The 14911-nt window shown below is 38.2% G+C and carries 8 protein-coding genes and 1 pseudogene; 4 read left to right on the forward strand and 5 right to left on the reverse strand.

Annotation, left to right across the window (positions count from 1 at the left end):
* Positions 1–116: 116 nt before the first annotated feature.
* Positions 117–431: an SH3 domain-containing protein gene (locus tag PVV64_RS01485; RefSeq protein WP_273759321.1), complete on the reverse strand. Its 315-nt coding sequence runs from the start codon at positions 429–431 to the stop codon at positions 117–119.
* Positions 432–753: 322 nt separating this feature from the next.
* Here PVV64_RS01485 and greA point away from each other — a divergent pair, with 322 nt between their 5' ends.
* Together greA and PVV64_RS01495 are read left to right on the forward strand one after the other, a co-directional pair.
* Complete coding sequence (greA, locus tag PVV64_RS01490; protein WP_208440456.1) at positions 754–1227, forward strand: transcription elongation factor GreA; 474 nt, start codon at positions 754–756, stop codon at positions 1225–1227.
* 6 nt (positions 1228–1233) lie between these two features.
* Positions 1234–2292: pseudogene (locus PVV64_RS01495) on the forward strand (glycosyltransferase family 4 protein).
* Between the two features lie 1154 nt (positions 2293–3446).
* On the opposite strand, the gene PVV64_RS01505 reads toward PVV64_RS01495, so the two are convergent.
* Positions 3447–4841 (reverse strand): TrkH family potassium uptake protein, encoded by a 1395-nt coding sequence (locus PVV64_RS01505; RefSeq protein ID WP_273759322.1) that lies wholly within the window; start codon positions 4839–4841, stop codon positions 3447–3449.
* A gap of 310 nt (positions 4842–5151) precedes the next feature.
* Here PVV64_RS01505 and trxB point away from each other — a divergent pair, with 310 nt between their 5' ends.
* A complete protein-coding gene (trxB, locus tag PVV64_RS01510; RefSeq protein ID WP_273759323.1) occupies positions 5152–6105 on the forward strand; it encodes a thioredoxin-disulfide reductase in 954 nt (317 codons plus the stop codon).
* Between the two features lie 36 nt (positions 6106–6141).
* On the forward strand, positions 6142–7047 hold the full coding sequence (locus PVV64_RS01515) for a LysR family transcriptional regulator (RefSeq protein ID WP_273759324.1): 906 nt from the start codon (positions 6142–6144) through the stop codon (positions 7045–7047).
* A gap of 760 nt (positions 7048–7807) precedes the next feature.
* Here the strand turns inward: PVV64_RS01515 and PVV64_RS01520 are convergent.
* The 3 genes from PVV64_RS01520 to carB all read right to left on the reverse strand — a co-directional run bounded on the left by PVV64_RS01520 (position 7808) and on the right by carB (position 14478).
* On the reverse strand, positions 7808–9010 hold the full coding sequence (locus PVV64_RS01520) for a pyridoxal phosphate-dependent aminotransferase (RefSeq protein WP_273759325.1): 1203 nt from the start codon (positions 9008–9010) through the stop codon (positions 7808–7810).
* Between the two features lie 1148 nt (positions 9011–10158).
* Positions 10159–10368, reverse strand: coding sequence for a cold-shock protein (locus tag PVV64_RS01525; RefSeq protein ID WP_005864850.1), 210 nt, complete (start codon positions 10366–10368; stop codon positions 10159–10161).
* 624 nt (positions 10369–10992) lie between these two features.
* Complete coding sequence (gene carB, locus PVV64_RS01530) at positions 10993–14478, reverse strand: carbamoyl-phosphate synthase large subunit (protein WP_273759326.1); 3486 nt, start codon at positions 14476–14478, stop codon at positions 10993–10995.
* Positions 14479–14911 lie beyond the last annotated feature (433 nt).

Genomic DNA, 14911 nt, shown 5'->3' on the forward strand with positions numbered 1-14911 from the left:
TGTGAAAGGCGCTCTTTCGATATTTGGTGTGTGATGACATTTATGGCTTTTCATGTCCATTATTTTTCTTGCACTATGATGTTGTTTTGTGGAGTTTTGCTTCTTCCCATGGGATGTTATGGAGTGTGCACTTTTTGTTTTGTGACTGAAAACACTGTGTATGTGTGATAGAGATCATTGCCATCTTTAAATGAAAGGTAACGAGATGATACCCAACCTGTTTGGGCGTTATATTTAATATGGCACCAATTTCCTTTACAAGTTTGCACAAATACCAATTCTCCGGCACGGATTAAATCACAAAGTGCGTGTTTTGTACTTGGTCCTGTTCTCAAATTAAGGTTTCTTGTGACAAAAGCATCCGCGGCTCCGGATACGGTTGTGGCTAAAAAGAGAGAGATAAACACAAAGAAAATTACGAACGTCTTCATTTTTCTGCAGAGGATTCCTTTAGAGATTTCCTTTTCTTCTCTCTTTATACAAGTTAAATTACGATAAAACAGCAAGAAATACAATTATTACTTCTTAAGGATTTTGAATGGTGAGGGCAAAATTTGATCTTTGAGATGCCCAAATATGCAATGGTTTTAATATAAGTGGTGAATGCTTTATTCTCTTTTTTATTTTTATATGGAAAATAGGGATGCTGTACTATATAATAAGATAGATTGTGGTTTTCGGATTCCAAAAGTCATTTTGGAAGCCGTTTTTTGTATTTTATTGAACCTTCCGTGTAACAGAAAGGGACGGATTATGGAAAAAGTTCCGATGACTACAGCTGGTTTTGAAAGTCTTAAAGAAGAGTTACGTTGGCGTCAACAACAGGAACGTCCACGCATTATTGAAGCAATTTCTGAGGCACGTGCCCATGGTGATTTGTCAGAAAATGCCGAATATCATGCCGCTAAAGAAGCACAAAGTCATAATGAGGGGCGTATCAATGAGCTTGAGGATTATATTGCGCGGGCAGAAGTGATTAATGTTTCCCGTCTTTCCGGCGACAAAATTAAATTTGGAGCCACTATCAAGCTTTTGGATGAAGATACTGAAGAGAAGAAGGTTTATCAGATCGTTGGTGATCAAGAAGCTGATGTGAAGACTGGTAAAATCTCTATTTCCTCGCCTATTGCACGTGCACTTATTGGTAAGCAAGAAGGTGATGTCATTGAAGTAAATGCACCAGGTGGTGCACATAACTATGAAATTATTGAGGTTCAATACATCTAAATTGTTATGCGGGTATCCTTGCAAGAAACGGAGATTATTGCTCCTCACTTTAAAAAACGTCTATCAGGAGTGACGTCTACAGTTATTCAACTTATTCCTTTGCAACGGGAATAAGGTATACGTATTTCTACTTTTGGATTTGGATTACCCAAAAATTTACCGTCTCTTGCCTTTAAGGATCTTTTCGGGCTTTGGAAAAACCCGATGGGTAGTCCATTTCGTATTTGGCATGCTTGGCGCAATATTGAGATGCTTTGTGGCATTTTTTGCGCGATGTGTTGCGAATGAAACTTAAACTCGTCTTTACATCGACTTCTCAGCGTCATCATAAGTCTTTCACAAAATGGTTGATTCGGCAGATGGATAGGGTGATTGCTACCAGTGTGCGTACCGGAGCCTATCTAGAAGTACCGCACACAGTTATTATGCATGGGGTGGATATTCAACGTTTTTCTCCACCTAAAATTCTTGATGATGACTTTGCTTCGTCAGGACTTCCTGGAAAATATGCGGTGGGATGTTTTGGGCGTCTGCGCCACTCAAAGGGCACTGATTTGTTTGTGGAGGCAATGATCGCTTTATTACCGCGCTATCCTGAGTGGACAGCACTTATTGCTGGTCGAACGACAGAACAACATTATAACTTTGAGAAAAAAATACGCCAAAAAATTGCTGAAGCGGGTTTGGATCATCGTATTGTTTTTCTTGGTGAGCTACTCAATACACCTTTGTGGTACCGTCGTTTGTCGCTATATGTTGCACCTTCGCGTACAGAAGGGGTTGGTTTAACCCCTTTGGAGGCAATGGCATCACAGACAGCTGTTGTAGCGAGTGATGCAGGAGTTTATGAAGAATTGGTGGTGGAAGGAACAGGAACAGTTGTTCAAGCAGGGGATGGAGATGCTTTAACGGCAGCAATTGAACCTTATTTGGCTGATTTACAAAAAAACAATGATAGCGGGAGAAAAAGCTTTAGCGCATGTGCGTACCCACTTTCCTTTGGAAAAGGAGGCTGCAGCCATTGGGAGCGTTTATGCGGAAATATTTGCGGAAAAAACACTTTAAATATATGGAATCTTAACTTGAGTCGTGAAATGGATGCATGATCTTGAAAAGTTTTTTCTCATTATCCAAACCAATAACAGTCATCAATATTATTTCGCAAAATGCATGGTATTTTTGTGTATTATAATTGTAAAAGGTCAAGTTTTTGATAAAAGACTTGGAAATTTATGACTTCTTGAGGCGCGTGAAGGTATCATAAAATTACAGAAGTGCATTGGTGTCATAGGGCTTGTGTTGGTGCTTAATGGTCAAAACACTCCTCATGAAGAACAAAGCGCTATTGTTGTTGCCAATTCACGGGCTTTTTTAAAAGACACCTCTCAATGCTCCTAAGCTCATTTCATGGTGCTACCTATGGATGGTATAACGATAAAGCCATTGAACATCACGATCTTTACGCTTATGAAGGAGCAAGCTAGCACCATATCATTCACTTTGCTAACCTTCCAGTGTTGCGACAGCTTTGCATTGAGAGAATTCATAAAAAGCATTTTTAATTCGTTCTTATACAATTTTTACTCACACGCCAGCCCCACTTGTGATGTGCAAGCGAATGATTTTAATTGATTCAACATGAACAGATTTGAAATGAGAGAATCTTATGCTATTCGGGTTTCTCATTCAATATGAATGACGCTAAATTATATTTATAAATCAATTTGTTGTCTCTTTTAGGGTACCGGCTTTGTGAAAAGAAACTTTCTTTGAGAAGTTTATGCGCTACTCTTTTCGGAGTAGAAGGTTTTTGAAGCTGTTTGTGTTCTCTTAGGGGAGAGGGGTAGTCATGTATTCTTCAATAATAAAATTGATAGCAGGGGACTGGTGATAAAAAGTTATTGGTAAAATATATTGACGTTATGTGTGAAAGAGTTCCCTTTTTGATTAAGAAGAGTTAATAAATAAGAATGTTATGAGACCATAATGTGCTTTAAAAGTTTTTGAATGATATTTGAGAATTCAGCTTTTTTAAAAATGGCTTGTACATTAGGAAAGATGATTTAGAAGTCTCATTTGTATGCGTGTTATACTGCTTGTGTGACTTACGTGTTTGACGCTCTTTAAAAATTCTTTTATTGATTCAAGAAGGGCTTCGTTTTATAAAGTTAATGACTTGTTTTCTCAATCTGTATTCATGTTCCGATTGATGCTGTACATTAAAATTGTTCACGCCAAAAAGCGGGAATAAAAAGTACGAATATCGTTATTATTTCAAGACGTCCAGCCAGCATGAGAAAACTCAAAATCCATAAAGCACTATCATTGATTGTAGAAAAATTGCCAACAGGACCGATAATATTTCCAAAACCTGGACCAATATTGGAAAGAGCGGTGAGGACTCCTGTAAAGGCAGACGTAAAGTCAAGTCCTGTTGTAAGCAAAAGTGCAGTGCCAATAAGAAGACAAAACATGTAAAGACAGACAAAAAATAATACTGCTTTAGCAACATCACTCGAAATGTTTAAATGATCGTAGCGCGCTTTTACAATGACATTGGGAAAAAGGAGCTTTTCTATATTTGTTTGTGTAATACGCCAAAGGATTATGAGGCGATTGATTTTCATTCCACCAGAGGTAGAACCTGCACATCCACCTGTAAAAGAAACAAGGAAAAAAATACCAAGCGCAAAAGGACCCCAAAGTTGATAATCTTCAGCGCTATAACCAGTAGTACTGATGATGGATGTGATATGAAAAATGACATCAAGAAAAACTAAATAAAAAGCGCGATGATCATGAAATTTTAGCCATGCTGCTAAAGCAAAGCTGAAAAGAAAAACAATATAGAGAAAGACAATAACTTGTGAATCAATGAAACGTTTTGAGCGGCCAGGAAGCACTAATTTAACATAAAGCACGAAAGGCAGCGCGGAGAGCAACATAAAAATCGTTGAAGTGATTAAGATGGCTGGTTTGTCAGAAAAATAGCCAAAAGAGGCATCGTGGGTTGAAAAACCAGCTGTGGCTATCGTGCTCATTGCATGGTTAATCGCATCAAATAGACTCATGCCAGAAGCAAAGTAGGAGAGCATACAAGCCAACGTTAGGCCAACATAGGCTATGATAATTCCGTTAGCAATTTGGTTGATGCGAGGCAATATTTTTTCAGATTTATCAGATGATTCCATATGAAAAAGTTGTACTCCACCAACACGCAGTGAAGGCAAAAGCAATAAGGCTAAGCCGATAAAACCAATGCCGCCAATCCAGCATATGAGAGAGCGCCATAACAAAATACTGCGTGATAAATTATCAAGACCGTTAAGTACTGTGGAGCCTGTGGTGGTAATTCCAGAGACGGATTCAAAAATTGCTCCTGCTAGGGAAATGGGAAGAGGAGAAAGGTAAAGAGGGAGGGCACCTACAACGCTCCCTGTGAGCCAAAGACAAACGGTGAGCAAAAAACCAAGCCGTGCTGAAAAACGACAAGTTGCACCTCTCGTTGCTAAAAGAATCAGTGTCGCTAACATGGTCGTTATGGCGCAAGAATAGAGAAAGGTTATCCAATTATGGTTATTGTCGTGCAAATCGATAAAAATTGGCAGAAGCATTGCTCCTCCCATGATTAAGGCAAAACGTGCACAAACATTGATAATAAATTGAAAAATGATCGTTCCCTATCTTTGTATCATTTTCGTTACGGTTTTATGCCCATAATAACTTACGTTTTTCTCTATTATATGATAAAGATCAACTTCTATATTAAGTATGCCTTGATACATTGGCAATCAAGTCCTTTTCATTAAACTTGAAAAGAGATACATATACACCATAATTTAGGCTGTTGAAATTTTTTTTAAAAGGCTGCATTTCATTATAATTTATAGAATAATTAAATAAGAAAAAATGTAAGGGGATTCTATGGTTCAATCGCATATTCGCCTGCTTATTATTGGCTCGGGGCCAGCTGGTTATACAGCGGCGATCTATGCGGCAAGAGCAATGCTCAAGCCCGTTTTAGTTACTGGTTTGCAGCAGGGGGGGCAGTTGATGATTACAACCGATGTGGAAAACTATCCAGGTTTTGCTGATCCGATTCAAGGATCATGGTTAATGGAACAAATGGCAAAACAAGCTGAAAATATGGGGACAAGAATTGTCTATGATAGTATTACAAAGGCTGATTTATTGAAGCATCCTTTTACCTTATATGGAGATTCTGGAACGCAATATTGTTGTGATGCCCTCATTATCGCAACGGGGGCGCAAGCGCGCTGGCTTGGTCTGGAAAGTGAACAGACTTTTATGGGAGGAGGCGTTTCTGCTTGTGCTACATGTGATGGTTTTTTTTATCGTGGTAAAGATGTCATTGTTGTAGGAGGGGGAAATACAGCTGTTGAAGAAGCTCTTTATTTATCGCATTTGGCCAAAAGTGTCAGTGTAGTTCATCGGCGCGGTTATTTGAAGGCAGAAAAAATTTTGCAAGATAGATTGTTCGCTCGCGATAATGTACGTGTTCTTTGGGATCATGTCGTAGAGGAAATTGTTGGTTTGCCAGCTCAAGATTCAAAGGGGGCGGTTGTAACAGGTGCACGTCTTAAAAATATTAAAACGGGTCAAGAAATGAAGGTGAATGCAGAGGGAGTGTTTATTGCCATTGGGCATGATCCCGCTGTTTCTTTGTTTGAAGGACAATTAAAACAAAAAAGAGGAGGTTACTTGTGGACAGAACCAGATTCAACCGCAACAAGTATTGCTGGGGTTTTTGCTGCTGGTGATGTTACAGATGAAATATTCCGCCAAGCTATAACGGCAGCGGGAAGGGGGTGTATGGCGGCATTGGAAGCAGAACGTTTTTTAGATCTCAAAGCATGACATTTATTGAAAAAGTAAAAAATAAGAGGTGAAATTGTGGTGTCACCATTGGATTGGGATAAGTTGAGGGTTTTTCATGCTGCCGCAGAAGCTGGTTCTTTTACCCATGCTGCTCAAAAGCTTCATTTATCTCAATCAGCGGTTTCACGACAAGTTTCAGCTTTAGAACAAGAGGTGGGGGTGCCCCTGTTTCAGCGTCATGCACGTGGTTTGATTCTCACCGAGCAGGGTGAAATTCTTTATAGAACAACTCATGATGTTTTGATGAAGCTTGAAAATGTTCGATCGCAATTAAGTGAAAGTTGTGAAAAACCAACCGGACACTTGCGGGTTACATCGACTTTCGGAATGGGAGCGGGGTGGATTGCAGAGCGGATGCCAGAATTCTTAAGTCTTTATCCTGATATGCGAATTCAGCTTTTGCTTTCTGATGAAGAGCTTGATTTAACAATGCGTCATGCAGATTGTGCTGTTCGTCTCCATCAACCTCAGCAGCCTGATCTTATTCAAAGAAAACTTTTTACAATTCATATGCATGTTTATGCTTCGGAAAACTATCTTGCAAATTATGGTAAACCAGAAAAGTTATCTGAACTTGATGCACATCGTATTATTTCATTTGGTGAACCTGTTCCGCATTATTTGTCTGGTTTAAATTGGCTGGAAAAGGCTGGTAGAAGTGATGGGTCTTTGCGTTCTTCAGTTCTGCGAATCAACAATATTATTTCAATTAAGAATGCGCTTATGCGTGATCTTGGTATTGCGGTGCTTCCTGATTATATCGTCAATAATGATGAGCGTCTTGTGCGTCTTTTCCCTGATATGGTGGATATTCCTTCTTTTGATACCTTTTTTTGTTATCCTTATGCTTTAAAGAATTTGGCAAAGCTGAATGCTTTTCGAGATTATATTTTTTTAAAAGCACGTCAGTGGTCTTTTTAATAAAGTACTTTTGAAGAGCTATGTGTTTAATGCATAGCAGGTGCGCGTAAGTCTTTATTGTACTTTTTCTTATAAAATGACATAGAAGGTTATCTCTTGATTATGTTGCCTCCCATTGCATTTTCTTGAGTGTTCCCTTACGAAGATCTGTCAGATTGATTTTATCTCTGGGGATTTTCTAAATTTGCCGGACGTTTGTCCGGCCTTTTTTTTAGTTTTTTGCTTCTATATCTCACAACGTAGATGTCTTCAAAGATGATAAAAAGCTCAAAAAGTTTAGCACATTGTATGATGAAGAAATATTGGGATTATTATGGTCCTTTCTAAAGAGAAAAGGTTGGCTTGAACGGCGTGGTATTTGTAAGTGCGCAATTTTGTTTAATGTTATGATTTTCGTTGAAGATGTATACTTTACAAGCATGTAAAAGCATTATGGTAGTTATTGAAAATAACTGTAGAATCGAATAAGAGTTATTTCTTGCTTATAGTTAAAATAACCAACAGTATAAGTTTTCATGAGGGTGAAAAAAGATAGATATATACTTGATAAGAATATCATTTTTTAATGATGTGTCTTTCTATCTTTTACGTATGAAGAGGCTGTTCCTTTTTGTTCTATTCTTGGCATAGGTTACTGTGCGGTTTTCTCCATAGATATTTTCTGTAGAAACTATTTGTTTTCACTATACGTCTAAAAGCCAAAAATCTTTCAGAGAGGTGAGAGGGTCAGAAAATTGTAACGATAGACAAGCTGCGTATTTTAAAGCAAACTATTACAAAAGCGTTGAATACGTGAGCAAGCTTCTGCAAGTAATTCTTCTGATGTTGCATAAGAAATACGAAAAGCAGGTCCAAGTCCAAAAGCAGAACCATGGACTACAGCGATTGATTCTGCCTCCAAAAGTGCTATGACGAAATCTTCATCATTCGTGATAACTTTACCTTCAGATGTTTTTTTTCCGATAAGCTCTGCACAGGAAGGATAAACATAAAAGGCTCCTTCTGGTGTTGGACAGTTAATACCGGGAGTTTGGTTTAACATGGAAACGACAAGATCACGACGTGTTTGGAAAATGCTTTTATTTTGAGTGATAAAATCTTGCGGACCATTGAGTGCTTCAACGGCTGCCCATTGAGAAATAGCACTGGTACCAGATGTTTGTTGACCTTGAATGGTATCCATGGCTTTAATTAATTCTTGAGGTCCGCCTGCATAACCAATCCGCCAACCCGTCATGGCATAGGCTTTAGAAACACCGTTCATTGTGAGTGTACGCTCATAAAGTTTTGGTTCTACCTCTGCTGGTGTGACAAAAACAAAACCTTCATATGTGAGATGTTCATAAATATCATCGCTGAGGATATAAACATGTGGGTATTTTACGAGAACATCCGTTAGCTTTTTTAATTCATCATGCGTATAGGCGGCACCGGATGGATTTGAAGGTGAGTTAAAGATGAACCACTTCGTTTTTGGGGTAATGGCTGCTTCTAGCTCTTGCGGTTGAAGTTTATAAGAAAATTCGGCTTTTGTTTCTATAAAAACAGCTTTACCATTGTTGAGAGTAACCATTTCTGGGTAACTGACCCAATAAGGGGATGGGATGATGACTTCATCGCCTTTATTTAAAGTTGCCATCAAGGCATTAAAAAGGATTTGTTTGCCACCGGTAGCAACAATAATTTGCTCTGGTTGGTAAATGAGATTGTTTTCTCTTTTAAATTTTGCTGCAATTGCTTGGCGCAATTCTGGAATACCGGCTATGGGGGTATATTTTGTTTCCCCACGTCGAATAGCTTCAATAGCAGCATTTTTGATATTATCGGGTGTATCAAAATCTGGTTCTCCAGCACTTAATGCAATAACATCACGCCCTAATGCTTTCAAATTACGTGCTTTTTGAGAAACAGCAATTGTTGCAGAAGGTTTGATACGGGAGAGCCGATCGGCAATGAAAGCCATAATTCTAATCCTTATATGATATCAGCAAATGATTGTTCATTTGAAAGCATTCTATAAGAGATTGCTTGCTATGCAATAAAAAATTGCAGGAAAGTTGTGAGGCTTTGTATAGCTTAAGTAAAATTTGAGACAAAGACGGATAAATAATAATATTATCTTTATAGAAAATGAATATTATCAGAGAAAAACTTATATGAAGAGTAGAAATTGGCAAGAGATATATGATTTATTGTGAAAACTTTTCTGTTTGGTGTACAGGTAGAAATCTTTTGCATCGTTTTATGGAAGGTATTTATTTTAAAAATGAGAAGTTAATCGTGAGATTTTCTTCTTTCCGTAGGCTTATTATCCGGAAATATTATGTATTTTGATATCAGACAAAGCAGCTAGCATCAAGGTTTTAGAAGAATTTACCAAGAGCTATTAGTGTAAATTGTTTATGGGTGATGCTTTTTATCTGTGCTCATCTCAGCCCTTCTTTCTTGTTTAAATTACAAAATTTCGTAGAGCGATGATGAAGATTTTTACAAGAATAAAGGGGATTTTGCATGGTTTCCATGTTGTCAACAATCTTTGTCTTTGAGAGCGTTCATCAGGAGAATTTTTTCTGCTTTTTTCCTCATTTTATTCATACGCCAACTCTTCTGGTGATGGCAAGGAAATGGCTTTGATTGTTTCAAGATAAGTGCGTTTTAATCAAGCAAATTTTATGATCTTTAGAGTTTTTATTCATTCTGCAAAGATATAGTTATGATTATAAATCAATAGGTTATCATATAGAATGGATATTCTGTTGAACGCTTTTTAAATAAAATCAATCATTCAGATGTCTTTTTTTGTGATTCAAAAACTGCTTCTTTTACGGGATTTTTGTATCATCTTTTTATTTTCTTTTGGTTTAAGAATTCAGCTAGAGTTTGAGAAATTTCATTTTAAGTACAAAAACTGTGATGTCTGTAAAGATTTTGTAAAAAAGTCGTTCGTGATGATTCTGAAAGATTTAAAGGGAAGAACAAGACTAGCTTAGATTATTATGCAACGTCAAAAGCCAGTACTTTTTATAAAAATCGATTGTGCTTTTGCAAAAAATAAAAAACTCGCCCTTAAAGGGCGAGGATTTTGTATTGCTATGTAGCAGAATTTAAAAATTAAAGCGCTGCAAGGTTGCCAGCGGCAAATTTCCCAGAACGACGATCTTGAAGAACATCATAAGAAACTTTTTGTCCTTCATTAAGATTGTTTAAACCAGAACGTTCAACAGCGGAAATATGTACAAAGACATCTGCACTTCCATCACTCGGCTGAATGAAACCAAAGCCTTTTGTTGTATTAAACCACTTAACTGTTCCTGTAGACATAGGAAACTCCTTAGAATATATAATTGTATTATGTATTGAAGTCACAAAGTGCTTCAATACGGTTTTAGATCGAAATTAGGTGGGAGAAGTTTCGCCGAAAGTGCAGAATGCACAGGAAAGAAAGTCACATAACCGAAAGTTCGATGAAGCTCAATATAAAAGTCTTTAGGATAAAAAGCAAGCGTTAATCGGTCTTTTATACAAATAAAGGCTGCAAGAAAATATAAAAGGACTGTTCACATGTTTGTTTAAAGGGTTCTTAAGCTATCTAAGCTCATTTTATGATGGTCGCTGCGAAGGGGATGATGGTAAAATCATATCACCATCTTTACCTTTATGAAGGGGCAAAACGACGCCACCATATTCTTTATCAGCTGCCAATGTTACAGGACATCTTCGGCAGTTGAGGTGATTTATGCGAGGTATTTTTATCTTTCTCTTTAAACGTTTTGGTTTATACGCTCATGCGTCTTGTGATGTGCATACAAGTGATGTTCATTTATTCAACATATACAGATTTAAAATGGAACCATTCGATGGTATCAGGTCTCTCATTCAAGTTGAAAATAATGAATGATCATTATCAATCAATGCATTGCTTATGTTCTCCCATAGTAAAAAAAATCAAGAGAAATAACTTTGCAGTGAGCGCACTTCAAGGCTGCTGTTTTTAAGTGCTTTGATAGCCTCTACTGCAGCTTGTGCTCCAGCTATTGTTGTATAATAGGGGACTTTTTGCATGAGTGCGGCATGGCGTAATGATTTGGAGTCTGAGATGGCACTGGGTGTGCTGGTTGTATTGAAAATTAATTGAATTTGTCGATTGCGAATGGCATCCTCAATATGAGGATGTCCTTCTAGGACTTTGTTAATTTTTTCTGCTTCAACATGATGTTCGGTCAGGAATTTTTGTGTTCCACTTGTTGCTAAAACAGAAAAGCCAAGTTGCGTTAAAAGTTTTACGGGCTTTACGATGTGTTCTTTATCTTCATCTCTTACGGAAACGAACAAAGTTCCCTCCTTTGGGAGTTCAACACCGGCTCCAAGTTGGGCTTTAGCAAAAGCAAGGGCAAATTCATAATCAAGTCCCATAACCTCACCAGTTGAACGCATTTCTGGCCCAAGAAGCGTATCAACACCTGAAAAACGTGCAAAAGGAAAAACAGCTTCTTTGACAGCAATATGTGGCTTTTTTTGAGGAGAAGGTAAGCTACCATACGCTTGAAGAGCTTTTTGAAGTGTTTCTCCTGCCATAATACGCGCTGCTATTTTAGCAATAGGGCGACCAATTGTCTTTGCGACGAATGGAACAGTACGTGAGGCACGGGGATTAACTTCTAAGACGTAAATTATGCCATTTTTAATGGCATATTGTACATTCATTAAGCCACGAACATGAAGTGCTTGTGCTAATGCTTTGGTTTGACGCTCCAATTCAACGACAATTTTATTGGGAAGCGTATGTACCGGTAGAGAACACGCCGAATCACCAGAATGGATACCGGCTTCTTCAATATGTTCCATAATGCCAACAACCAGTGTTTCTTTCCCATCGGATAGGCAATCGACATCAACTTCAATGGCGTCAGTTAGATAAGTATCAAATAAAAGTGGATTCTTATCAAGTAAAGTATTGATCTGTTCCGTTTTATCGTTGGCATAACGGGCTTTGATATCCTCTGGAATCAATTCAGTTACATTTTCAAGCAAATATTTTTGCAAACTACGCTCATCACGGATTATTTGCATAGCACGCCCTCCTAAAACATAAGAAGGACGTACAACTAATGGAAAGTCTAGTTCATGGGCGATGAGGTATGCTTGTTCGATTGAATGCGCTATACCGTTTTTAGGCTGTGTTAAGTGAAGCTTGAATAATAATTTTTGGAAGCGATCTCTATCTTCAGCTAAATCAATGGCGTCAGGGGAAGTCCCTAAGATGGGGATATTATATTTTTCTAGAGCGCTTGCTAATTTCAGAGGCGTTTGTCCTCCAAATTGAACGATAACTCCCACCAATTCACCTTTTTTTTGTTCTGTTTCTAAAATAGCGATAACATCTTCCGTTGTTAAAGATTCAAAATAAAGACGATCGGAGGTGTCGTAGTCTGTCGAGACGGTTTCAGGATTGCAATTAATCATAATCGCTTCAAAGCCTGCCTCACGGAGCGCAAACGCAGCATGACAGCAACAATAATCAAATTCAATGCCTTGTCCGATACGGTTTGGTCCACCACCTAAAATGGCAATTTTTTTGCGTTCAGAAACCTGTGCTTCTGAGTGCTCTACACCTGCAAAGGGAGATTCATATGTTGAATACATATAGGCTGTGGGGGAAGAAAATTCAGCTGCACACGTATCAATCCGTTTGAAAACATGCTTAACATTGAGGGATTGGCGCAAAGCGGCAATATCATCGGCTGCTTGTCCTGTAAGGGTGGCTAAACGCGCATCCGAAAAGCCCATGGCTTTTAACATGCGTAGATTATCTGCGTCTTGAGGCAGTCCATAGGTGCGGATGCGCTGTTCCATTTCAATAATGGAAGCTATTTGCCTTAAAAACCATGGATCAACTTTGCTGATTTGATGAATTTCATTTAAGGGTAAGCCCGCGCGCATTGCTTGGGCAATGTAGCGCAAACGATCAGGACTGGGTATTGCAATAGCAGAGCGTATGGAACTTTTTTCATCACCTTCAGCGTGCTCTGGGATGGCAATTTCATCAAGACCGGTAAGACCCGTCTCAAGCCCACGGAGCGCTTTTTGCAGAGATTCCTGAAAAGTGCGTCCAATTGCCATCACTTCTCCTACAGACTTCATCGCAGTTGTTAAGACAGGTGATGAACCAGGAAATTTTTCGAAGGCAAAACGAGGAATCTTCGTAACAATATAGTCAATAGAAGGTTCAAAGGATGCTGGTGTTGCTCCACCCGTAATATCATTTTTTAATTCATCAAGTGTGTAGCCAACGGCGAGTTTCGCCGCTACCTTGGCAATGGGAAAACCTGTTGCTTTTGAAGCAAGCGCTGAAGAGCGGGAAACACGAGGGTTCATTTCAATAACAATAAGGCGGCCATTTTCAGGATTAACAGCAAACTGTACATTGGACCCACCCGTTTCAACACCAATTTCACGTAGAACGGCAATTGAAGCATTGCGCATAGTTTGATATTCTTTATCCGTTAAGGTGAGGGCAGGGGCTACAGTAATCGAATCACCGGTATGAACTCCCATGGGATCGATGTTTTCAATGGAACAAACAATAATACAGTTGTCGTTCTTATCGCGAACGACTTCCATCTCATATTCTTTCCATCCTAAAACACTTTCTTCAATTAAGACTTCTGTTGTGGGCGAAGCTTCAAGTCCACGTTCAATGATTTCATAAAATTCAGAGCGATTGTAAGCAATACCACCGCCGGTACCGCCAAGGGTGAAGGAGGGACGAATAATCGCTGGAAGACCAACAATATCAAGAGCTTGAACTGCCTTTGCTGTTGCATGGGCGATATAGTGTTGTTTACGATCAGCCTCTGTTTGTCGCCAATCACGCTCAAGTTCTTCCAGTGCTTGGTCAAGCGCATCACCAGACAATTTTGCTTTAAGTTCATCGCGCGCTTTTGCGTGCAGTTGGCGATTTTCTTCTTTAAGTTCTGTTGCATTGGCTAACATAGAACGTGGCGTTTCTAAACCAATTTTTTCCATCGCTTGGCGGAATAAAGCACGATCTTCCGCTTTATCAATCGCATCGGCGTTTGCACCGATCATTTCAACATGATAGCGGTCTAGGACACCCATACGCTTTAATGATAATGCAGTATTGAGAGCCGTTTGCCCTCCCATAGTTGGCAAAAGGGCATCGGGACGTTCAAGAGCAATAATTTGTGCAACAATTTCAGGAGTAATGGGCTCAATATAAGTTGCATCAGCTAAATCTGGATCTGTCATAATGGTGGCAGGATTAGAGTTAACCAAAATAATTCGGTAACCTTCTTCTTTTAATGCCTTACAAGCTTGTGTACCTGAATAGTCAAATTCACATGCCTGCCCAATAACAATAGGTCCTGCTCCAATGATAAGAATAGATTTTATATCTGTGCGTTTTGGCATGGTTTCTCCCTATGACAAACATCCGTATGTGATTGCGGCAGACAGTTAAATGTTAAGGCTAAAATAGTTTTATAGGTGAAGTGGCAAAGAAAGTAAGCACTAAAATGCCTTTTCCATGTTTTTTTTTATAGAGTTCGATATCAATGTCTTCTTTACGGGGGAGAAACTTTATATGCATATAAAAGCATGATTTTTACTCAAAATAATAATATATAGAAAATATTGAAGCTAAATTTGTAATGAAATAGAATTTATTATTATTTACAATAATAGAATTTATTTTTATAAAAATTTTATCTTTTAGAAAATAACTAAATATTACTTAATTTATTATTTTTAGTACAAAAACTTATCTTTAATGAGTTATTATTTATAATTGTAATAAAACTATATGTATAATTTTAAAATTTATGTCTGTAAATAGATAATATAA

The sequence above is a fragment of the Bartonella sp. ML70XJBT.G genome (genome assembly GCF_028618575.1).
GTDB lineage: Bacteria > Pseudomonadota > Alphaproteobacteria > Rhizobiales > Rhizobiaceae > Bartonella.